The sequence below is a fragment of the Prochlorococcus sp. G4PB16 genome (assembly GCF_059772465.1).
This window is the reverse complement of record NZ_CM186289.1, coordinates 1,124,011-1,144,390: the sequence shown is the minus strand read 5'-3', so window position 1 is coordinate 1,144,390 and position 20,380 is coordinate 1,124,011. Positions and strand designations below refer to the sequence as shown.

Here is a 20,380-nt window from a genome sequence, read left to right as displayed (position 1 = left end):
TAGGTATTTATTATGTCTCGTACTGGAAAAAAACCAATCTCCCTTCCTGAAAAGGTAGATGTAAAACTCGAAGGACTTTCCATCACTGTAAAAGGTCCAAAAGGGGAACTGCAACGAACTCTTCCTGATGGAGTAAGCCTCAGTAAGAATGACAACACAATTATTGTTAAACCCATAAATGAAAAGCGACAGTCTAGGGAAATGCATGGACTCTGCAGATCTCTTGTCGCAAATATGGTTGAGGGGGTGAGCAATGGCTTTACAAAAAAACTTGAGATTGTTGGTGTTGGTTCAAGAGCCCAAGTAAAGGGAAAAACTCTTGTTGTTAGTGCTGGTTATAGTCATCCTGTTGAGGTCGTTCCTCCAGAAGGTATAACTTTTAAAGTTGAAAATAATACAAATGTGATTGTAACTGGACCTGATAAAGAAGTAGTTGGCAATGAAGCTGCAAAAATAAGAGCAATTAGACCTCCAGAACCTTACAAAGGCAAAGGAATTAAATACGAAGGAGAACAAATTATTAGAAAAGCTGGTAAGTCTGGCAAAACTTAATTTTGCTTAGTAGTCTTTTTAAATTTTTTAAGCCATGTCAAAACTTTCTAGAAAACAACAAACCCAAAAACGACATAAACGCTTGAGAAGAAACTTAAGCGGAACAGAGGCTCGACCAAGGCTTGCTGTTTTTCGTTCTAATAACCACATCTATGCTCAGATAATAGATGATGATGCTCAAAACACTATATGTGCTGCATCAACTTTGGATAAAGACTTAAAAGCTTCTCTAACAGCTAATGCTGGAAGCTGCGATGCTTCGACAGCAGTAGGAGAGCTTGTTGCAAAAAAAGCTTTATCAAAAGGCATCAAACAAGTTATCTTTGATAGGGGTGGGAACATCTATCATGGCAGGGTTAAAGCTCTAGCCGAAGCTGCCAGAGTGGCAGGGTTGAACTTTTAATCATTGCTTTAATAATGACAGATTCTAAAAACCAGTCCCAAAATAAAAAAAACTCTGGAACATCAGGTGCCCCTCCTGCCGCAGATGGCAGGCAGGAAAACCGTCGCAATAGGGGCGAAAAGCGAGGAGGAAGGAGAGATAGAAGAGGTCAAGAAAGAGATTCTGAATGGCAAGAGCGCGTTGTACAAATTAGAAGGGTCTCCAAAACAGTTAAAGGGGGAAAGAAAATGAGCTTTAGGGCTATTGTTGTTGTAGGAAATGAAAAAGGTCAAGTTGGTGTTGGAGTAGGGAAAGCAGGAGATGTTATTGGAGCTGTTCGTAAAGGTGTTGCTGATGGGAAAAAGCATTTAGTACGTGTTCCTTTAACAAAAAATAACTCTATTCCAACTCTTTCCAATGGAAGAAATGGAGCGGCAAGTGTATTGATACGTCCTGCAGCGCCTGGTACAGGTGTAATTGCAGGGGGTTCAATTCGTACTGTTTTAGAGTTGGCTGGAATCAAGAATGTACTTGCCAAGAGATTAGGTAGTAAGACACCTCTTAATAACGCTCGCGCTGCAATGGTTGCATTAAGTGAGCTACGCACTCATAAAGCCACAGCAAAAGAGCGCGGTATTTCACTTGATCAGATTTATTCTTAAAAATCATGACTATTAAATTGGAATCCCTTCAACCCAATACAGGATCTAGACGTAAAAAAATGCGGAAAGGTCGAGGGATAGCTGCTGGCCAAGGAGCTAGTTGTGGGTTTGGTATGCGCGGGCAAAAGTCCCGATCAGGAAGGCCAACTCGTCCAGGTTTTGAGGGTGGTCAGATGCCTTTATATAGGCGAGTACCAAAGTTAAAACATTTCCCAATAGTTAATCAGAAAAATTTTACTGTTCTCAACGTTTCCAGTTTGAATGAATTGAAAGCTGGAACTATTGTTAATCTAGATTCCTTGGTAAAGGAAGGTATTTTGACAAAGCCAAAAAATCCTCTAAAGATTCTTGGTAACGGCAAATTAGAAGTGAAATTGACTGTTCAAGCTGCAGCGTTTACAACATCTGCCAAAAAGAAAATTGAAGATGCTGGAGGGACATGTGAGTTATACAACTAATTTTTCTCATTAGAAATTTAGTTTTGTACATTAGAATTAAATAAATTTTCATAATTCAATGTTAATTAGTCGTGGTCGTAATCCCAGTGCAGCTGAAGTAATTAGCCAGCTTTTCAGCAACGAGGAACTTAGGGGAAGAGTTTTTACTACCTTGGGTTTATTATTAATTGTTCGATTAGGAATTTATATTCCTATGCCTGGGATAGATAGGGAGGCTTTTAAAACCTTTATTGATCAAGGCGGACAACTGATTGGATTTCTTGATATTTTTACAGGTGGTGGTATTTCAACTTTGGGTATTTTTGCATTAGGTATTCTGCCATTCATAAATGCATCAATAATCATACAGTTGCTTACTGCCTCTTTGCCTCAATTAGAAGACCTTCAGAAAAATGAGGGGGAGGCAGGCAGAAGGAAGATTGCTCAAATCACAAGATATGTCGCCTTAGGTTGGGGGTTAGTTCAAAGTACAGTTTTTGCTCTGATTCTTAGACAATATTCAGTAGAAGGCCTTGGTGAAACTGAATTTGTTATTCAAACATCTCTGGCATTAGTTACTGGATCAATGATAGTTATGTGGCTCAGTGAGATCATTACTGAAAAAGGTATAGGTCAAGGTGCTTCTTTAGTTATTTTCTTGAATATTGTTGCAACTTTGCCTAAGGCACTTAGCTCGACTATTGAGAAAGCTCAGACTGGTGATCGAGCAGATGTTCTTGGAATAATAATTCTCTTGATAGTGTTTTTAATTACTATAGTAGGTATTATTTTTGTTCAAGAAGGTGCTAGGAGAATTCCAATCGTAAGTGCAAAAAGTCAAATGGGAGGAACTGGGCTTTTGCCAAGCAGACAAAGTTATCTTCCTCTTAAGTTAAATGCAGGTGGTGTTATGCCCATAATTTTTGCCTCCGCATTGATTTTTCTCCCAATAACAATTGCAAATTTTACTCAAAACCCCATACTTATTAAGGCTGCTAGTTCACTTAATCCAGGTTCATCTAATCCATGGCCATATGCAATAACTTTTTTTGCATTGATTTTGGGATTTGCTTATTTTTATGCTTCTTTAACAATTAATCCAATAGATATTGCATCTAATTTAAAAAAAGGTGGTGTCGCAATTCCAGGGGTAAGGCCAGGAAGTCCTACTTCTACTTATCTTTCAGGTGTTCAAAATCGTCTAACTTTACTTGGTGGATTATTTCTTGGCTCCGTAGCTATTGTCCCTGCTGCAGTTGAGAGAGCAACTAATGTTCAAACTTTTCAAGGGCTTGGGGCTACTTCATTATTGATTTTGGTAGGAGTTGCAATAGATACATCTAAGCAGGTTCAGACTTATGTGATATCTCAAAGATACGAGGGATTAGTCCGTCAATAAAATCTTTAGTATGATTTCAAAATGAAGAAGAAACTATTATTCCTTGGTCCACCTGGCGCAGGTAAAGGCACCCAAGCAAATCTTTTTTGCAATAAGTACGGATTAAGCCATCTTTCAACCGGAGATTTGCTTAGAGATGAGGTCTCATCTGGGTCTGTTTTAGGTCATAAAGCTGCCGAGATTATGAATAAAGGAGAATTAGTAAGCGATGAATTAGTTTTATCAATTGTTGAGGGAAGATTGCAAAATATTGAGGATGGTTGGTTACTTGATGGTTTCCCTCGAAATATCAATCAAGCCAATTCTTTAAAAATTCTTTTAGAAAAAATTAATCAACCTATCGAAGGCGTGATATCAATCAAAATTGCCGACGATTATTTAATTAAAAGACTTTTAGAGAGAGGAAGACAGGATGATAATGAACAAGTCATAGTTAATAGACTTCAAATTTATAGAGAAAAAACTGCACCTCTTATTAATTTGTATAAGAACCAAGGAATTCTTGAAGAGATAGAAGGTAATGCTGACATTGATGTTGTTTTTTCATCTATTGAGAAAGCTTTAGGCAGATGATGTAGTAAAGTTATAGTTTGGAAATAGGAGAGTCTCGCCCAATGAAGGTTAGATCCTCAGTCAAAAAAATTAGTCCTGACGATCAGATCGTGAGGCGAAGAGGCCGAATCTATGTCATCAACAAGAAAAGGCCTCGAAACAAACAGCGTCAGGGCTGATTCCTGACTTCTCATTGAAGCTGACTTTATTTTCGTTTGCTTCTAAATAAAGGTCATCATTAAATTATGATGATTTTAATTGTCCTCCTCGACTTTATTCCTAAGTGGCACGGATTTCAGGCATCGACATACCGCGCGAAAAGCGGGTAGAAGTTGCTCTTACATACATCTATGGCATCGGCTTAACTAGAGCCCAGATAATCCTTGAGAAATCAGGAGTTAATCCTGATATTCGCGTCAAGGATTTAGAAGATAGTGATGTTCAGAAGCTTAGAGCTGTTACTGAAGAATTCACACTTGAAGGAGATCTGAGGCGTCAAGAAGGAATGGCGCTGAAACGGCTTCAAGACATAGGATGTGTTCGTGGACGAAGACACAGAATGAGTCTTCCTGTGCGTGGACAGCGAACCAGAACTAATGCTCGTACTCGTAGAGGAGCCAGGAAAACTGTTGCAGGAAGAAAGAAATAATTTCTTTAATATCCTGTTAATACTTGTTAATTTACTAAATCTTTTTTAAATAAGGCACAGCCAAATGGCTACAACCTCAAAGAAATCCGGTTCTAAGAAGTCAAAGCGCAACGTTCCAAATGGAGTTGTGCATATTCAAAGCACCTTCAATAACACCATTGTCTCAATTACTGACACTTCTGGTGAAGTCATTTCCTGGTCATCAGCAGGAGCAAGCGGATTTAAAGGAGCTCGAAAAGGTACTCCTTTCGCTGCTCAAACCGCTGCTGAAGCTGCAGCTCGAAGGGCTTTAGAGCAGGGAATGCGTCAAATAGAAGTTCTTGTTAGAGGTCCAGGCTCAGGTCGGGAAACCGCAATACGAGCATTGCAAGTAGCCGGTCTTGAAATTACTTTAATCAGAGATGTAACTCCTCTCCCTCATAACGGTTGTAGGAGGCCTAAACGCAGACGCGTTTAAATTCTATTCACTTAAGTGAACTTTTCTTATTTTTCCACATCGCATTAGACCGTGTTGCAATACCAGATTGAAAGGATCGATCATCAAGTTTCTAATGATCGTTCCCAAACAGGCGTCTTCCTAATTGGACCTCTTGAAAGAGGCCAGGCAACAACTTTGGGTAATTCTTTACGCAGAGTATTAATGGGCGGACTCGAAGGCAGCGCAGTTACTGCCGTAAGAATTGCAGGCGTAAATCATGAATATGCAACCATCCCTGGCGTAAGAGAGGACGTATTAGACATTCTTTTGAATTGCAAGCAAATTTCAGTTGATAGTCGCAGTCAAGAACTTGAAATAGGAAGAATTGTTGTCACTGGCCCAGCTGAAGTTAAAGCAAGGGATATTCAGTTTTCTTCTCAAGTTGAAGTTGTTGATGGTGACCGTCCAATAGCGACAGTACATGAGGGTCACAACCTTGAGCTGGAATTACATGTAGAAAGAGGTGTTGGATATCGACCCGTTGACAGAAGAAATGAAGAAACAAGCGCCATTGATTTGCTTCAAATTGATGCTGTCTTTATGCCAATAAATAGAGTCAATTTTACTATTGATGAAACTGCTGTGGCTGAGGGAGGTTCTAGTAGAGAAAGATTGAAAATGGAGCTAGTTACTGATGGATCGACTTCCCCTGACGATGCATTGGCAGAAGCTGCAAATCAATTAATCGAACTTTTCCAGCCTCTTGCAACTGTATCAATGGTAGAAGAGATACCTGAAGAGCCAGAACCTGCTGCTGAGGCTCAAATACCCCTCGAAGAGTTAAACTTATCTGTACGAGCTTACAACTGCCTAAAACGTGCCCAAGTTAACTCTGTTTCAGATTTGATGGGTTTCAGTTATGAGGATTTGTTGGAAATTAAGAACTTCGGTTCTAAATCTGCTGATGAAGTTATTGAAGCTCTAGAGAGAATTGGAATTTCTATTCCGCAAAGTAGAACTTCTGCATGACTTTCAGTTTTATTACTACTACGTTTAAAAGCTAAGCAAATGCGCCATCAACGTCGAATTCCACAATTGAGTCGTCCTGCTGATCAAAGGAAGGCACTGCTAAGAGGATTAACAACTCAACTAATTCGTGAAGGTAGAGTTACAACAACTAAAGCAAGAGCAAAAGCTTTGAGAGATGAAACTGAAAGAATGATTACCTTGGCAAAAGATGGAAGTCTTTCTTCAAGAAGAAGGGCTATTGGTTATGTATACGATAAGCAATTGGTTCATGCACTTTTTGAGAAGGCTCAAGAGCGTTATGGTGATCGTCAAGGTGGGTACACAAGAATTGTAAGAACAACTCCAAGGAGGGGTGATAATTCTGAAATGGCTATCGTTGAGCTTGTATAGAGCATAATTCTTTTCAAGATTAATTAAGATTTTTCTTATTTGTTCACTAATTTGACTAATAGAATAGCTCTTGTTATTCAATACAATGGTTCAGGTTTCAGAGGTTGGCAAAATCAAAAAGATTCAGTAACTGTTCAAGGAACCATAGAAAAGAAAGTTGAAGAACTTGATCCCATAAGACCAGTCAAAGTAATAGCTGCAGGCAGAACAGATTCAGGTGTTCATGCTTCTGGACAAGTTGTTCATTTTGATTCTGCTGGTCCAATCCCTATTCATAAATGGCCGTCAGCACTGAATGGAAGGCTTCCATCATCAATAAAAGTTCTTGAAGCAGCAAGCGTGCCTGATGATTGGCACGCCTGCTATTCAGCAAAATATAGAAGGTATAGATACACTATCTTCAACGGATCCTCTCCAAATCTTTTTCTTCAAAATTTCAGTTGGTTTAAATATAGATTTAGATTAGATGAAAATCTCATGAATCATGCATTGAATGATTTATTAGGTTTACATGATTTTTCAGCGTTTCAAAAAGCAGGAAGTAATAGGGCTAATTCATTTACCACAGTGCAAGATGTTTCTGTTTGTCGTGATGGGGACATAGTATCGGTTGAAATACAAGCGAGTGGCTTTCTATATGGAATGGTCAGACTCTTGATGGGACAATTAGTTGCTGTAGGAGAAAAACGACTTTCTTTTGAAAAATTTAAATACAGGTGGAGAAGAGGTTTGCGCTCTGAGGTTAAGGAGGCTGCTCCACCTCATGGTTTGTGTTTGATTCGAGTTGGTTATGAGAACAAAATCTTTTCAAAAGAAAAAAGTTTTGACACCTTTCCTCATTTCTCTCTCCCAATATATGATTCTTCAAAAGATTCAAGATATTAATTATTAGTAAATAAAAAATTGGAATTTTGTTAAATCAGTAATTTAATTTTTATGCCAACAAAAAGGCCTGTTTTTAGCCATGAAAGTGTAGAATTGTTTTTCTGAAGAATCAGATCAATTATTTGACTTGATAACTTCCTTAAAAAGCATTATCAAAACGATAATGTTCATTCAGTGTTAAAGGCGTTCAGGAAAAATGAACAAGACATCCGTTCCATCTCCTGATTCCATAGATCGCCAGTGGTTTCTGGTAGATGCAGAGAATCAGACTCTAGGTCGATTAGCAACTGAAGTTGCTAGTGTGCTTAGAGGTAAGACAAAACCGAATTTTACTCCACACTTAGATACAGGTGATTTTGTTATTGTCGTAAATGCAGAAAAGATTAAAGTAACTGGCAGAAAATCTGATCAAAAACTTTATCGCAGACACTCTGGACGTCCTGGAGGATTGAAAGTTGAAAACTTTAGGGCTCTTCAGTCAAGAATTCCAGAAAGAATTGTTGAAAAGGCAATAAAAGGAATGCTGCCTCACACAAGGCTAGGGAGGCAATTATTTACTAAACTCAAAGTTTATAAAGGCTCTGAACACCCTCATTCAGCCCAAGAACCAAAAATTCTCACTCTAAATCCTGAATCTGTTTCGAAATGACCAGTTCCACAAACAAAGTAGTTTACTGGGGAACCGGTAGACGTAAGACATCAGTTGCGAGAGTAAGGTTAACCCCTGGAAAAGGTGAAATAGTTATCAATGGTCGGCCTGGTGACCATTATTTGAATTTCAATCCAGCATATATTTCAGCTGTTAAAGCTCCCTTAAAAACTTTAGGCTTGAGTGAATCTTATGATGTTTTAGTTAATGTATATGGTGGCGGTTTGACTGGTCAGTCTGATGCCATTAAGCAGGGTGCTGCCAGAGCTTTATGTGACTTATCTCTAGATAACCGTAAGCCTCTTAAAGTAGAAGGACATCTAAGTCGTGATCCTAGAGCAAAAGAGAGACGCAAATATGGTCTCAAAAAAGCTCGTAAAGCTCCACAATTCTCAAAGAGATAAGTTTACTCTTTCAATTTCTATCTTTCCTTTTTTATCTCATGCCTAAATCTGATATACATCCAACTTGGTATCCAGAAGCAAAAGTTATTTGTAACGGTGAAGTTGTGATGACAACAGGTTCAACACAGCCGGAAATACAGGTTGATGTATGGAGTGGAAATCATCCTTTCTTCACAGGGACCCAGAAGATTTTAGATACGGAAGGAAGAGTAGATAGATTCATGAGGAAATACGGTATGGCTGCATCAGACTCAAACGATGAAAAGGACAAATCCTCAAAAGAAAAAAAAGAAAGTTGATAGCCGTTGATTACAAGATTTAAGTAGGGCATACAGAGAATGGATTCTTCAACCCTAATAAAACGTTTAGAAACAGCTAAAAGTAGTTTTCAAAATTTAGAGTTGCAACTTGCAGATCCTGATGTTGCATCAGATCCTAAACAGTTAGAGAAAATTGCTAGAGAGAGGTCTCGATTGGAACCTTTGGTTAATGATTATATAAAACTCAAAAGAATAGAAAGAGAATGCTTAGAAGCTAAAAGTTTAGTGAAAGATAGCAGAGATGATAAAGAAATGGAACTTTTAGCTAGAGAAGAGCTCCAAAATCTTGAACTTTCAAAAAATGAATTAATTCAAAAATTGACTTTAGCTCTTTTACCCAGAGATCCTAGAGATGAACGAAGTGTGATGCTCGAAATAAGAGCTGGAGCAGGAGGAAATGAAGCTTGTTTATGGGCTGGTGACTTAGCAAGAATGTATGAGAGATATGGACAAAAATTGGGTTGGAATGTAAAACCTATTAGTTCAACAGAAGCTGATATGGGTGGTTTTCGAGAAATGATTATCTCAGTTAAAGGTGAGTCTGTTTATAGTCAATTAAAATTTGAAGCAGGAGTGCATAGAGTCCAAAGAGTTCCTTCCACTGAATCTCAAGGGCGTGTTCATACCTCTACGGCAACTGTTGCTGTTATGCCAGAAGCTGATCCAGTTGAGGTAAAAATAGAATCTACAGATCTAGAAATTAGTACAGCAAGGTCAGGTGGGGCTGGTGGGCAAAATGTAAATAAAGTAGAAACTGCTATTGATTTATTTCATAAGCCCTCTGGTATAAGAGTTTTTTGTACGCAGGAACGCTCTCAATTACAAAATAGAGAAAGAGCTATGGAGATTTTAAGAGCTAAATTATTAGAATTAGAAATAGCTGAGGCCAATGCAAAAGAAAGATCTGCTCGATTGTCTCAAGTTGGGACAGGAGACAGAAGTGAAAAAATAAGGACTTATAACTACAAAGATAATCGAACTACGGATCACAGATTGGGAATTAATTTTCCCCTTGAACAAGTTTTAGCAGGACAATTGGAAGATGTTATTGGAGCATGTGTTGCAGAAGAACAAAAAAGACAAATGGAAGAGCTAAGTAATCAAACTGAAGAGTAAAAGAAACTAAGCTGCCCATCCAATTACATATTTACTCCATTCCTTATGGCGACCAGAATGAATTTGTTTTGTAGTTTCAAAACTCATATTATTTAATGGTTTATAAGGTTTTGTTTTTAATGGCATCTTTGCCTCTTCGGGAGTTCGATTACCTTTCATTACGTTGCATTGAAGACAAGCCGTAATCACATTCTCCCAATTGTCCATTCCACCTCTACTTCGAGGTAAGACATGATCAATAGAAAGTTTTTTATTTTTCTGGCCACAATATTGACAGCAGTTATCATCTCTTTGAAATATATTTTTTCTAGAAAGAGGAATATCTCTATATGGAACTCTAATAAATTGTCTTAATCTTATTACAGTAGGAGCTTTAAAATCTTGTCTAATATTGTGTTCAGAGTCTTCTTCAAGACTTTCAGCCTTACCTTTAAGCATTAAAACAGTCGCGCGTCGCCATGAAGTGATGTTCAATGGCTCATAGGACGCATTCAAAACAAGAACTTGACCCATGCAAGCAAGCTATTTAAGCGGCATGCTAGTGGTATTACGAACTTGTTGCAGTTTCCCTTATTACATTGATTGCATGTTGAATATGTCAAAGATCAAAAGAAGTCAAAAAATTTTCCCTTTTGATGGGACAACTGAAAATGTAATGAGCCCTGATCCTCGAAGTCGTGCATGGGTTGAGGTTGATTCGAAAGCAATAGAAAATAATTCAAGAGTCTTGAAAAATTTTATTGGCAAAGATTGCTTATTAATGGCAGTTGTAAAAGCTGATGGATATGGACATGGGGCAGAGACTGTTGCAAAGGCTGCTTTGTTTGGAGGAGCTGATAGCCTTGGAGTGGCAACTTTAGAAGAGGGGATCCAATTAAGAAATGCTGGTTTGAAGTGTCAGATATTAATTCTTGGAAATCTTATAAATGCAGAAGAACTTTATTCCTCCTTTTGCTGGAACCTTATTCCTACGATTAGTTCAATTCGTGAGGCACTAATTTGCAATAATATTGCTGAAAATAATAAAAAAAAATTTGATATTCATTTAAAAGTTGACACAGGTATGACAAGACTTGGCTGTGACTGCAATGAAGTGGAAGAATTGATTTCTAGGATTGATTGTTTAGAAAACTTATCTTTAAAAGGTATATATAGTCATTTGGCAATTGCTGATAAAGATCTAGAAAACAATACTTCAATAAGCTTTACTCGAATTCAGTTGAATAAATTTGAAGAGGTTTTAAAGAATTTAGGCAAAAGAAAAGAGTTTCTATGTAGACACCTAGCAAATTCTGCGGGAACACTATCTGATAGTCGTCTTCATTTTGATATGGTCCGGGTAGGACTTAGCTTGTACGGTTACTTTCCAATAAATGATTTTGAGTCTGCTTTGAACCTTAACCCAGCGTTGAAAATCAAGGCGAGAGTCACTTTGGTTAGAGACGTGGAAAAAGGGGTTGGAGTGGGGTATGGACATTTTTTTAAAACTCAAAGAAAGAGTAAGCTTGCAGTAGCTGCTATTGGTTATGCAGATGGTGTAAGCAGGACTCTTTCTGGGAAAATATCAGCCTCGATAGATGGGGTTTTAGTTCCTCAAGTCGGTTCAATTGCAATGGATCAAATGGTTTTTGATATAACTGATAAACCAGATATTAAAACAGGTCAGGTTTTAACACTTCTTGGAACTGATGGTGAAGTTTTTCTTTCTCCTCAACATTGGTCTGATTTGTCTGGATCAATTCCTTGGGAAGTTCTTTGTAGTTTCAGAAATCGACTTCCTAGAATTGTCACTTAAAATTTGTAGAGGAGAACAATCTAATTTTTTTGAGCGTTGACTTGATAAGGTAATTGGAATGGAGAGGTGGCTGAGTGGTTGAAAGCGGCTCCCTGCTAAGGAGTTACAGGAGGTAACTTCTGTCGAGGGTTCGAATCCCTCCCTCTCCGTTTCTAATTTGGTTCAGGATGCTTCATAAGGACTCAAATGCTTTCGGTGACTAGATAAAACGAAGTTGATTAATTCAGGCGTTTCCATACTGTTTCATACAGTTCAGTTTTTTGTTGGGTGAGAAACAATCTTGTGTTGGATGGTATCAGTTGTCTTAAGTATTAGTTAGTAATTCCTTGAGATCCATTTATTTGCTGCAACCAGTTTTAAAGAATCTCTTGTTGGTATATTTTCCTGGAACCAGAGAAACTATTTGAATTAATGTTTTTTTGGACTTTGATTTTTATGAAAACTAGAAAATATATACCCAAAGAAGATCTGGAAGATATAGATTTTCTACTACTTAGCAAACTCCCTAACAAGATTCTTGGATATAGAAAATAAAGAGTTCATTTCTCTTGGAGGTTTCAACGAACTAATTAAAATGAGAGATGGTTGGATGGTTAATAACAAGAATGATGAATTTGTTGGGAAAAGCATCAAAGAATATGGGGAATGGTCGCTTGGAGAAATTGATCTATTAAAACAAATTCTTATACCTAATGATTTAATAATTGAAGTTGGTTCAAATATTTGAAGTCTTACTGTTCCTCTTTCTAAAATTGTTAATCAAGGTAGGATTTATGCGTTTGAACCACAGAATGTGGTTTTCCAAAATCTTTGTGCAAATATTTCTATTAATTCAATAACAAATTGTTTTTGCTTTCAATGTGCTTTAACAGATGAAATAGATGAAAAATTATATAATATAAATTATGATTTTAATGTAGAGCAAAACTTTGCATCAATGTCTTTTATTAAAAACAAAAAATATTACGAAGAGAATTTAAGAGATGCAAATGTTTTTATGAGGTAAATATTAATACTTTGGATAATAAATTTGCAGATTTAAATAGATTGAAATTATTGAAAACAGATGCTGAGGGGACGGAAGTTAATGTTATTAAAGGGGGAGTTGATTTAATAAAAAGAACTAACCCAATTTTACATGTAGAGAATGATTTACTTTATAAAAACAAATCGCAAGATTTGATTGAACTCTTATGGTCCCTTGATTATAAATTATTTTGGCATATCATGCCTTATTATAATGAAAATAATTCTTTTAAAAATACCAATAATATTTTCAAAAAACTTGCTCACTGTAATATGATCGGATTCTAGAAAGAAATCAAAACTAAAATAGATTTGATGGAAGTAAAGGATTCGTCTTTTCATCCTTTCGTCTCTAAATGAGAACAAGATGAAAAATAAGTGAGTATGGGCGTATCTCAATTCACCTTACTTGTCTGATACGCATTTCCAATAGAAGTTGCCTAGACGGATTAATTCCTACCTCTTTGATATTTATTGGGATACCTGATTTATCTCCTTGAAGAGAAATTTTATTTTGTTTAAATCGACTTCTTTATTAACTGAAGAGGATTTTGCTGCTGCTGTTAAAGAAGGAATTGTTAGTTCCACTGCATCTTTAAGCGTCTTCTGCCCAAGAAGTTCTAGTTTTTCTTTGCGTTTGAAATCTTTTGGAATCCGTCCTGTTTCCTTAGACCAATTTTTACATTATAAGAGGGTATTTTGATATTTTTATTTAAACTTTCCTATTTCTTTAAGTCCATTTGTGTCTTGTCTTTTTGTTAAACTCCTATTAATTTTACTGCGACTTGCATTGTAAAATAAGAAACTGCTAACACTTCATAAGTTAAATTATTATTAGAGCAAAATTCATTGAGTGCTTTATATTCATCTTCCTCCCAACTTTTATTTACAATAAACTCATCAAATATTAAAATAGTATCCTTATCTATTACAGGTTTTGAATAATTCAAGGCACAGAGAGTAGAAGAATAAAGGTCCGCATCAAAGTTAATAATTGATGCCATCGGTCTAGGTTTGGAATAAAAAGTTGGAAGTGTTTCTTCAAATTTACCTGCTATAAATGTTCCACCATCAATTTTAGGAATGAGTCCGTCTGCTGAATAGTTACCTTGCCTCACGTCATGCCAATCTTCTGGTAATCCTTCAAAAGTATCAAATCCAAAACCTTTTTTGAAAGTATTAATGAGATACTTAAAGGATTCACCTCGCCACACACCAAACTCATAGAAAGGGCGATCTTTTTTACTTTTGTTAACCATACTGTCAAATAATGCCCATCTATGAAAAACCAATTCAGGTAACTTTGGTAAAGTAGAAACCCATTTGATTGAGCGGGTTATAGAATGATCTTTATTGCTTGATTTCATTAGATTATCAAATAATGATTGATCACCTTGATGTAATTTCAGAGCACTTAGATTGAGTTTTGCGTCTAAATAATTTTCATCTATTTTCAAGCATTGATTAATCCTTTCTTCTGCTTCCTCAATAGTGTTTGCTAATCCATATAAGTTCCAAGCAGCACCTGCAAAATCAGGTTTGAGTTCAATTGCTTTGCGTAGATAAAATTCTGCTTCTTTTAATTTGCCAAGATCTTTCAATATACTCCCTAAATTCGAATGTGCTATTGCGAAATTAGGATTAATTTCAATAGCTTTTCGATATGAGTTTTCTGCTTCTTTTAATTTGCCAAGATCTCTCAATATGCTTCCAAGGTTGGAATATGCGTCTGCGAAATTAGGATTTAATTCAATTGCTTTACGAGTCGATAATTCTGCTTCTTGTGATTTGCCAAGATCTCTCAATATGTTTCCAAGATTGGAATGAGCATCTGCGAAATTAGGATTTAATTCAATTGCTTTGCGAGTCGACAATTCTGCTTCTTTTGATTTGCCAAGATCTTTCAATATGCTTCCAAGATTGGCATGTGCCATTGCGTCATTAGGATTTAGTTCAATTGCTTTACGAGTCGATAATTCTGCTTCTTTTAATTTGCCAAGATCTCTCAATATGCTTCCAAGATTGGCATGTGCCATTGCGTTATTAGGATTTAGTTCAATTGCTTTACGAGTCGATAATTCTGCTTCTTGTGACTTACCAATATCTTTTAATATGCTTCCAAGATTGGCATGTGCCATTGCGTCGCTAGTATTCAGTTCAATTGCTTTACGAGTCGATAATTCTGCTTCTTGTAATTTGCCAATCCCTTTCAAAATTGCACCATAATTAGAAAAAACCCTGTGATCATTACATCCTTGATTTATCACCTGTTGATAGTATTTTGCTGCTGCTGAAATATTTCCTTGTGAATGCAAATGAAATGCTTGATTGATTATTTCTTCATTAGAAGGTTTGGAAGGAGTATTAGAATTAATAGTAAGATTTCCTTGATTTTCTTCTAAGGCAAATGGAACTGGATATGTTTTTGCTTCGGTAATTTTTTTCTTTCCTTCTTGTTCTCTCACAGATTCTTTCTTCTCTTGAACGCGTTTCAATATATAGTTTAGACTATTTTAGATAGTTAAAATCAATAATTTACGAGATCTATAAGAACTATTTGCTTGCTTGAGACTTATTCTTGAAGGTGAGCATGTTAGGAATAAATCTCAACGGTGCAATTATCAATGTCAGTGTCATATATGACATATGCAGTGAATAATCCAGAAATGACAAAGGCTTACAAAGAGTATTCATTGGTATCTCAACGGGTCACAAAGTCCAATATTCGTTCTCAATCGTTAGTCATTTATGTCTGAGATTTGTTGCTTTTGCTTTTGCTTTTATTTTTATGGTTATTTGGTGTCTGATTCATTGGTTTTAGTTAGAAACTTTTTCTAGAATCCATATTGGTTTTGCTGGTAAATATGGGACTTACTCAAAATTCATAAAGCTCCGATAGAAGAGTTTAAACAAACCTTTGACTATGGGGTAAAGGACATAACTAAGTGGGATGACTTTAAGCAAGTAGTTGATTGGGACACCAGTTTTTTTACCAACCAAGCAATCTTTCATCTAGCTCTATGAATTACGTCAAAATAATATTACTAAGAGTTTAAAATAGAAATATAGTGGGTAGTAGAATTACTGAGATAGAAGTTCTTAGAAGATAATGGGATCTAGTGATAAAGATCAAGGAAAAAAGAAAGTCACTAAAGTTCAAACATTCTCGGTTCCATTTGCCTTAGAAGAAAATCAAGGAAATCTTACTATTAATTCTAATACTCCTTCCAAACCTTCTAATGAAGAAATAATCAATCAAGCAATTCAGTATCATCTAAGAGGAAATATTTCAAAAGCATCACAATACTATCAACAGATAATAAATCAAGGATGTAATGATCACAGGGTTTTTTCTAATTATGGAGTAATTTTGAAAGGGATTGGCAAATTACAAGAAGCAGAAATATTTACTCGAAAAGCAATAGAATTGAATCCTGATTTAGCAGATGCATATTTAAATCTTGGAAGCATATTAAAAGATCTTGGTAAGTCACAAGAAGCAGAATTATCGACTCGTAAAGCAATTGAATTGAAGCCTAATTTTGCAAATGCTTATTCCAATCTTGGAAACATATTGAGAGATCTTGGCAAATCACAAGAAGCAGAATTATTTACTCGAAAAGCAATTGAACTGAATCCTAATGATGCAATGGTACATGCCAATCTTGGAAGCATATTGAAAGATCTTAGCAAATTAAAAGACGCAGAAAACTCATATCGAAAAGCAATTGAACTGAATCCTAATGACGCAATGGTACATGCCAATCTTGGAAGCATATTGAAAGATCTTGGCAAATTAAAAGACGCAGAAAACTCATATCGAAAAGCAATTGAACTGAATCCTGTTTTTACAAATTCTCATTATAATCTTGGAATTATATTGAAAGATCTTGGCAAATTAAAAGACGCAGAAATGTCTTATCGAAAAGCAATTGAACTGAATCCTAATTTCACAGAAGCGTATTTAAATCTTGGAAGCATATTGAAAGGCCTTGGCAAATTAAAAGAAGCAGAATTAGCTACTCGCAAAGCAATAGCAGTGAATCCTAATTTGGCAGATGCTCATCTAAATCTGGGAAATATATTGAATAATCTTGGTAACTTAGATCAAGCTCTTTTATGCTTTAAGGTGGCAATTGATATTGATGAAAATCTTGAAAATGCTTTAGAGGGAATGGGACAAGTACTTTTAAAGAAAGGTAATCATTCAGATGGTATTCTGAAACTAAGAGAGGCAAATGGTTCCATTGGTTTTAATCCTAAAAAGTCCTCTATCACAATTTATTAAATGAAGAAAGTAGCAATAGCTTCAGGGAATAAAAATCCAAACTTTATTGGCTCTTGGACTATAGAACCAATCTCTATTTGTGACGATCTTATCTCCTACTTTGAACTTAATATTAGAAAGCAAAAAAGTGGTTTAGTAGGAAGTGGTTTAAATCTGGAGACAAAAGATAGCGTTGATATGAGCATTAAGCCTAAAGAGATTATGCTTCCAGGCAATGAGGCCTTTAAAGCATATTTTGATCAACTGTTTGAATGCTATAAAAATTATGTAGAGGATTGGACTTTTTTAGAGGAAATATCTGAAAAAGTGGAAGTTGGTTCTTTTAATTTACAAAGATATAAAGTTGGTCAACATTTTAAGAAAATACATACGGAAAGATTTTCTTTAGAAAGTCTTCATCGTATTTTTGCTTTTATGACTTATTTGAATGATGTTGAAGAAGGAGGTTCAACATTTTTTAGTCATTATGACCTTGAAATACAACCGAGAAAAGGATTAACTTTAATTTGGCCTGCTGAATGGACTCATGCACACAGAGGTGATATTCTAAAACAAGGTTCAAAATATATCATTACTGGTTGGATGAATTTTTGCTAATTAACTGATAATCGTGATTATTTAATACTTTTAAAAAGATTTATCCGTTTGGACTTCAAGTTTCAGATGATGTAATATATGGTTTTCAAAATGTTATTGGTTGATTAAATTTTATTATTGAATATATAAATATAAATTACTCAAAAATTTATTTAAAATAGTTTTATAAGATGAGAAAAGTGTTCATCTTTAAAACTATTTTTAGTAAGATCTAATATACCTATTATTAGATGTAATCAATTCCTTAGATTATGGAAATCAATTTTAAAGAAAATTTAACAAGTGGCTTTCTTTTACTAATAAAATTTGTTTTTTAATGACTATTTTTTTCTACTAATTCCTTGAATTTATCCTCTAGATCTCGTGTAAATAATTCTGAATTATAAAGTGGTGATGTTTTTCTTAATTTGGCTAACTTAGATTTCAATCTTTTAAGCTCATCAGGATTTCTAGCTAGAAATAAAGCCTTCTCTTCATATTCTTCTTCAGTATTGGTAATTAGTTCGGAAATTCCCAAAGAATTAAGTATGCTAGCAGAGACTCTTGCGGCAAAACTTTCTCCCATTTTTGTTAGGACTGGTAATCCTGCCCATAAAGCATCAGAGGTTGTTGTGTGTCCATTATAGTTAAAAGTATCGAGTGCTAAATCTCCAAGACGATGCCTCGCTAAATGTTTGTTTAATGGCAATCTTGTGGCGAAAACTATTCTTTTTGGATCGACATTTCTTTTTTCTGCTTCATAAGTTAAGTTATTTGCAGAATATTGATTAGATTGGTATAGCCAGAGAATACTGCCTTTAATTTTTTTTAGTAATCTTATCCAAATATCAAATTCTTTTGGAGTGATTTTGTTGTTAGCACAAAAAGAAGTAAATATAAATCCTTCATCAGGAAGATTGAATTCTTTACGTGAAATAGGTTCTTTACATATTTCTTTTTTATCATCATTACATTGATAGCAGCTTGGCATTCGTATTATTTTTTCATTATAAAATTTCTCATATCCTTTTGGGATTATTATCTTATCAGCGATAAGATAATCAATATTATCAGCACCAAGAGTTCCAGGGTAAGCTAGGTAATGAATTTGTCTAGGAGCTACTCTATAAGAAAATATATTCATTCGGCTTCCCTTAACATATCCCATTCGATCAATAGCTATATCTAATTGGTCACTTCTCGCTAATTCAACTGCTTCAATATCACTTAATTCTTTTATATCTCTAAATATACATCCTGACTCTCTAGCTAGTTTAGTATACTTATCTTCTTTCTTGACAAATGAGTATAAGTATATTTGGAATTTAGATTTATCGTGTAACTTAAACATAGAACCCATTAGATACATCATTGGGTGAGCTCTAAAGTCAGCGGAGAAATAACCAACATGAATTTTTTTATTCTTAAAATTAGCTATAGGTTTTGATTTTTTATAGTATCTTTCTTTATATAATTTCTTCGCTATTTTTAATTGTTTTAATGGATTATCTTCGAGATAAAATAAACCTAGTGGATGTACAGCTGAACCTTCAATCCCAAGTTTCTCCAGCCAAATAGATTGAGTTTCTTGATCACTCCAGTCGCATATAAGGCCTTTAGTTTCAATTAAGCTAGACTTGGCAGTTGATAGTTTATTGTTCAATTCTGTCGCTTTCTTGTAGTGAATAATGGCATCATATAATTTGCCATTACCTTTCAATATGCTTCCAAGGTTTAAATGAGCCTGTGCGTAATTCGGATTAAGTTCAATTGCTTTGCGAGTAGCTAATTCAGCTTCTTTTAAGTTGCCAATATTTTTCAATATGCCTCCCAGATTTGAATATGCCATTGCAAAATTAGGATTGATTTCAATTGCTTTGCGGGTAGCTAATTCAGCTTCTTTTAAGTTACCGAGATCTCTGAAAATGCTTCCAAGATTTAAATGCGCTTCAGTGAAATTAGGATTCAGTTCAATTGCTTTGCGAGTAGATTCTTTTGCTTTTTCTAATTCTTTTAGATCTCTCAATATGGTTCCAAGATTGTAATGAGAATTTGTGAAGCTAGGATTAATTTCAATAGCTTTGCGAGTAGCTAATTCAGCTTCTTTTAATTTTCCAAGCTCTTGTAATAGTGTTCCTAAGTTTGAATGCGCATCAGCATAATTAGGATTAATTTCAATTGCTTTGCGAATTGATACTTCTGCTTCTTTTAATTTACCAATCCCTTTTAAAATTACTCCATAATTAGAAAAAATCCTGTGGTCATTGCATCCTTGATTAATTAACTGTTGATAATATTGTGATGCTTTTGAAACATCACCTTTTAGATGAAACTGAATTGCTTGATTAATTAGTTTTTCTCTAGAAGGCGTAGAAGAAGAATGAGTGGAGACAGAAATATTTTCTTTTTTTTCTTCTAAAGCAAATGGAACGGAGAATGTTTTAACTTTAGCGACTTTCTTTTTTCCTAGATCTGTATTATTCGATTCCAAAAAAATCTAAAAATATCAGCTTTTAAGTAGATTAGCAATTTTTCTTTAGATTAGCTTTCCTTTATAGATTAGTTAGTTGTAATTCTTGGTTTATGAAAGAGCTACAGTTTAAAACTTGCTATTCGATCTTCCTGAAGATCTCTATTACTTATGGAAATTTTGATAGGATATTTATCCACTTTCCCCGCAGCAACTATTTTCAACCCGGTTCGTTTTTTTCTAATCGGAATTATTATATCAATATAATTTTTAGCAATTAAAGAAGATCGAAATTAACGTCAACCCACCTGATTAATAAAAGTTAAGGCTTACTTATCAGCAGTTTAATTTCATCAAACTGCAGAAATTTCTATAAGGAGA

At 35.2% G+C, this 20,380-nt stretch carries 24 protein-coding genes and 1 tRNA gene; 22 read left to right on the top strand and 3 right to left on the bottom strand.

The annotated features are described in order from the left end of the window. Nucleotides 1-12: 12 nt before the first annotated feature. The 16 genes from rplF to prfA all read left to right on the top strand — a co-directional run bounded on the left by rplF (nt 13) and on the right by prfA (nt 9,844). Nucleotides 13-552 carry a 50S ribosomal protein L6 gene (rplF, locus tag AC6EIZ_RS06730; protein WP_498509880.1) on the top strand — a complete coding sequence of 180 codons (540 nt, stop codon included), beginning with the start codon at nt 13-15 and terminating at the stop codon, nt 550-552. Between the two features lie 34 nt (nt 553-586). Continuing rightward, nucleotides 587-955, top strand: a complete 369-nt coding sequence (gene rplR / locus AC6EIZ_RS06725; protein WP_498509878.1) for a 50S ribosomal protein L18 — start codon at nt 587-589, stop codon at nt 953-955. Nucleotides 956-969: 14 nt separating this feature from the next. Then, the gene (rpsE, locus tag AC6EIZ_RS06720; RefSeq protein WP_498509876.1) at nt 970-1,596 is read left to right on the top strand and encodes a 30S ribosomal protein S5; all 627 of its coding nucleotides are present in this window, start codon (nt 970-972) and stop codon (nt 1,594-1,596) included. Between the two features lie 5 nt (nt 1,597-1,601). Then, nucleotides 1,602-2,054 (top strand): 50S ribosomal protein L15, encoded by a 453-nt coding sequence (gene rplO / locus AC6EIZ_RS06715; RefSeq protein WP_498509874.1) that lies wholly within the window; start codon nt 1,602-1,604, stop codon nt 2,052-2,054. A 58-nt stretch (nt 2,055-2,112) separates the two neighbouring features. Then, complete coding sequence (secY, locus tag AC6EIZ_RS06710) at nt 2,113-3,432, top strand: preprotein translocase subunit SecY (protein ID WP_498509872.1); 1,320 nt, start codon at nt 2,113-2,115, stop codon at nt 3,430-3,432. 21 nt (nt 3,433-3,453) lie between these two features. Continuing rightward, on the top strand, nt 3,454-4,005 hold the full coding sequence (locus AC6EIZ_RS06705; protein ID WP_498509870.1) for an adenylate kinase: 552 nt from the start codon (nt 3,454-3,456) through the stop codon (nt 4,003-4,005). Nucleotides 4,006-4,046: 41 nt separating this feature from the next. Next, a complete protein-coding gene (rpmJ, locus tag AC6EIZ_RS06700) occupies nt 4,047-4,163 on the top strand; it encodes a 50S ribosomal protein L36 (protein ID WP_011295453.1) in 117 nt (38 codons plus the stop codon). Between the two features lie 104 nt (nt 4,164-4,267). Further along, nucleotides 4,268-4,633, top strand: coding sequence for a 30S ribosomal protein S13 (gene rpsM, locus AC6EIZ_RS06695; protein WP_498509868.1), 366 nt, complete (start codon nt 4,268-4,270; stop codon nt 4,631-4,633). Nucleotides 4,634-4,697: 64 nt separating this feature from the next. Next, the gene (rpsK, locus tag AC6EIZ_RS06690) at nt 4,698-5,090 is read left to right on the top strand and encodes a 30S ribosomal protein S11 (RefSeq protein ID WP_498509866.1); all 393 of its coding nucleotides are present in this window, start codon (nt 4,698-4,700) and stop codon (nt 5,088-5,090) included. A gap of 51 nt (nt 5,091-5,141) precedes the next feature. Next, the gene (locus tag AC6EIZ_RS06685; RefSeq protein ID WP_498509864.1) at nt 5,142-6,080 is read left to right on the top strand and encodes a DNA-directed RNA polymerase subunit alpha; all 939 of its coding nucleotides are present in this window, start codon (nt 5,142-5,144) and stop codon (nt 6,078-6,080) included. A gap of 39 nt (nt 6,081-6,119) precedes the next feature. Further along, nucleotides 6,120-6,470 (top strand): 50S ribosomal protein L17, encoded by a 351-nt coding sequence (rplQ, locus tag AC6EIZ_RS06680; RefSeq protein ID WP_158467287.1) that lies wholly within the window; start codon nt 6,120-6,122, stop codon nt 6,468-6,470. A 51-nt stretch (nt 6,471-6,521) separates the two neighbouring features. After that, nucleotides 6,522-7,355, top strand: a complete 834-nt coding sequence (truA, locus tag AC6EIZ_RS06675; protein WP_498509862.1) for a tRNA pseudouridine(38-40) synthase TruA — start codon at nt 6,522-6,524, stop codon at nt 7,353-7,355. 196 nt (nt 7,356-7,551) lie between these two features. Then, nucleotides 7,552-8,004: a 50S ribosomal protein L13 gene (gene rplM, locus AC6EIZ_RS06670; protein ID WP_498509860.1), complete on the top strand. Its 453-nt coding sequence runs from the start codon at nt 7,552-7,554 to the stop codon at nt 8,002-8,004. Next, nucleotides 8,001-8,408 (top strand): 30S ribosomal protein S9, encoded by a 408-nt coding sequence (rpsI, locus tag AC6EIZ_RS06665; RefSeq protein WP_498509858.1) that lies wholly within the window; start codon nt 8,001-8,003, stop codon nt 8,406-8,408. Before rplM ends, rpsI begins: the two co-directional genes overlap by 4 nt. A 38-nt stretch (nt 8,409-8,446) precedes the next feature. After that, nucleotides 8,447-8,707, top strand: a complete 261-nt coding sequence (gene rpmE, locus AC6EIZ_RS06660) for a 50S ribosomal protein L31 (protein WP_498509856.1) — start codon at nt 8,447-8,449, stop codon at nt 8,705-8,707. A 39-nt stretch (nt 8,708-8,746) separates the two neighbouring features. Continuing rightward, a complete protein-coding gene (prfA, locus tag AC6EIZ_RS06655; protein WP_498509854.1) occupies nt 8,747-9,844 on the top strand; it encodes a peptide chain release factor 1 in 1,098 nt (365 codons plus the stop codon). Nucleotides 9,845-9,850: 6 nt separating this feature from the next. On the opposite strand, the gene AC6EIZ_RS06650 is transcribed toward prfA, so the two are convergent. Continuing rightward, a complete protein-coding gene (locus tag AC6EIZ_RS06650; RefSeq protein ID WP_498509852.1) occupies nt 9,851-10,357 on the bottom strand; it encodes an HNH endonuclease in 507 nt (168 codons plus the stop codon). 73 nt (nt 10,358-10,430) lie between these two features. On the opposite strand from AC6EIZ_RS06650, the gene alr reads away from it, so the two are divergent. The 4 genes from alr (at nt 10,431) to AC6EIZ_RS06630 (ending at nt 12,953) form a co-directional block, all read left to right on the top strand. Continuing rightward, the gene (gene alr / locus AC6EIZ_RS06645; protein ID WP_498509851.1) at nt 10,431-11,639 is read left to right on the top strand and encodes an alanine racemase; all 1,209 of its coding nucleotides are present in this window, start codon (nt 10,431-10,433) and stop codon (nt 11,637-11,639) included. A gap of 60 nt (nt 11,640-11,699) precedes the next feature. Then, a tRNA-Ser gene (locus tag AC6EIZ_RS06640) sits at nt 11,700-11,788 on the top strand. A 368-nt stretch (nt 11,789-12,156) separates the two neighbouring features. Continuing rightward, nucleotides 12,157-12,366, top strand: a complete 210-nt coding sequence (locus AC6EIZ_RS06635; RefSeq protein WP_498509849.1) for a hypothetical protein — start codon at nt 12,157-12,159, stop codon at nt 12,364-12,366. A 290-nt stretch (nt 12,367-12,656) separates the two neighbouring features. After that, nucleotides 12,657-12,953 (top strand): FkbM family methyltransferase, encoded by a 297-nt coding sequence (locus tag AC6EIZ_RS06630; RefSeq protein ID WP_498509847.1) that lies wholly within the window; start codon nt 12,657-12,659, stop codon nt 12,951-12,953. Nucleotides 12,954-13,423: 470 nt separating this feature from the next. Here the strand turns inward: AC6EIZ_RS06630 and AC6EIZ_RS06625 are convergent, their stop codons facing one another. Further along, the gene (locus AC6EIZ_RS06625; RefSeq protein WP_498509845.1) at nt 13,424-15,160 is read right to left on the bottom strand and encodes a protein arginine N-methyltransferase; all 1,737 of its coding nucleotides are present in this window, start codon (nt 15,158-15,160) and stop codon (nt 13,424-13,426) included. A gap of 614 nt (nt 15,161-15,774) precedes the next feature. On the opposite strand from AC6EIZ_RS06625, the gene AC6EIZ_RS06620 reads away from it, so the two are divergent. Both AC6EIZ_RS06620 and AC6EIZ_RS06615 read left to right on the top strand, forming a co-directional pair. Then, nucleotides 15,775-16,953, top strand: a complete 1,179-nt coding sequence (locus AC6EIZ_RS06620) for a tetratricopeptide repeat protein (protein ID WP_498509843.1) — start codon at nt 15,775-15,777, stop codon at nt 16,951-16,953. Beyond that, nucleotides 16,954-17,550, top strand: a complete 597-nt coding sequence (locus AC6EIZ_RS06615; protein ID WP_498509841.1) for a 2OG-Fe(II) oxygenase — start codon at nt 16,954-16,956, stop codon at nt 17,548-17,550. Nucleotides 17,551-17,863: 313 nt separating this feature from the next. On the opposite strand, the gene AC6EIZ_RS06610 is transcribed toward AC6EIZ_RS06615, so the two are convergent. Further along, the gene (locus AC6EIZ_RS06610; RefSeq protein WP_498509839.1) at nt 17,864-20,020 is read right to left on the bottom strand and encodes an O-linked N-acetylglucosamine transferase family protein; all 2,157 of its coding nucleotides are present in this window, start codon (nt 20,018-20,020) and stop codon (nt 17,864-17,866) included. Nucleotides 20,021-20,380: the final 360 nt, after the last annotated feature.

Bases quoted from the DNA above. Each gene is read 5' to 3' on its own strand.
- rplF (WP_498509880.1), top strand. From the start codon at position 13: ATGTCTCGTACTGGAAAAAAACCAATCTCCCTTCCTGAAAAGGTAGAT.
- rplR (WP_498509878.1), top strand. From the start codon at position 587: ATGTCAAAACTTTCTAGAAAACAACAAACCCAAAAACGACATAAACGC.
- rpsE (WP_498509876.1), top strand. From the start codon at position 970: ATGACAGATTCTAAAAACCAGTCCCAAAATAAAAAAAACTCTGGAACA.
- rplO (WP_498509874.1), top strand. From the start codon at position 1,602: ATGACTATTAAATTGGAATCCCTTCAACCCAATACAGGATCTAGACGT.
- secY (WP_498509872.1), top strand. From the start codon at position 2,113: ATGTTAATTAGTCGTGGTCGTAATCCCAGTGCAGCTGAAGTAATTAGC.
- AC6EIZ_RS06705 (WP_498509870.1), top strand. From the start codon at position 3,454: ATGAAGAAGAAACTATTATTCCTTGGTCCACCTGGCGCAGGTAAAGGC.
- rpmJ (WP_011295453.1), top strand. From the start codon at position 4,047: ATGAAGGTTAGATCCTCAGTCAAAAAAATTAGTCCTGACGATCAGATC.
- rpsK (WP_498509866.1), top strand. From the start codon at position 4,698: ATGGCTACAACCTCAAAGAAATCCGGTTCTAAGAAGTCAAAGCGCAAC.
- rplQ (WP_158467287.1), top strand. From the start codon at position 6,120: ATGCGCCATCAACGTCGAATTCCACAATTGAGTCGTCCTGCTGATCAA.
- rplM (WP_498509860.1), top strand. From the start codon at position 7,552: ATGAACAAGACATCCGTTCCATCTCCTGATTCCATAGATCGCCAGTGG.
- rpsI (WP_498509858.1), top strand. From the start codon at position 8,001: ATGACCAGTTCCACAAACAAAGTAGTTTACTGGGGAACCGGTAGACGT.
- rpmE (WP_498509856.1), top strand. From the start codon at position 8,447: ATGCCTAAATCTGATATACATCCAACTTGGTATCCAGAAGCAAAAGTT.
- prfA (WP_498509854.1), top strand. From the start codon at position 8,747: ATGGATTCTTCAACCCTAATAAAACGTTTAGAAACAGCTAAAAGTAGT.
- AC6EIZ_RS06650 (WP_498509852.1), bottom strand. From the start codon at position 10,357: ATGGGTCAAGTTCTTGTTTTGAATGCGTCCTATGAGCCATTGAACATC.
- alr (WP_498509851.1), top strand. From the start codon at position 10,431: ATGTTGAATATGTCAAAGATCAAAAGAAGTCAAAAAATTTTCCCTTTT.
- AC6EIZ_RS06620 (WP_498509843.1), top strand. From the start codon at position 15,775: ATGGGATCTAGTGATAAAGATCAAGGAAAAAAGAAAGTCACTAAAGTT.
- AC6EIZ_RS06615 (WP_498509841.1), top strand. From the start codon at position 16,954: ATGAAGAAAGTAGCAATAGCTTCAGGGAATAAAAATCCAAACTTTATT.